This window comes from Monashia sp. HAY1-2A (genome assembly GCF_056755315.1).
This window is the reverse complement of record NZ_JBNDHY010000581.1, coordinates 1-252: the sequence shown is the minus strand read 5'-3', so window position 1 is coordinate 252 and position 252 is coordinate 1. Positions and strand designations below refer to the sequence as shown.

Genomic DNA, 252 nt, shown 5'->3' with positions numbered 1-252 from the left:
CAATTGGACGGGACTGAAGCAGGCGTTCGTGGTGGATTGGGATTCGGACGGCGTCTACGACCTGCTGGCGCAATGGAACAACGGCACCCTGGGCCTGTTCAAGGGTTGGCCGGGCGGTGCTTTTTCCACCCAGATCGTGGTGGGCACGGGAGACTGGGACGCCATGACCATCACCGTGGGCAAGTGGTCCAGCAACCAGGGTTACCCGGGCGTTGTGGGGTATTTCCCGGATGGCGGCCTGCGCTACTACCC

General features: G+C 63.1%; 1 pseudogene. It reads left to right on the top strand.

Features of this window, described 5'->3' with window-relative positions:
- Window positions 1-252: pseudogene (locus tag ACPYOM_RS23135) on the top strand (D-alanyl-D-alanine carboxypeptidase); the annotation flags it as partial.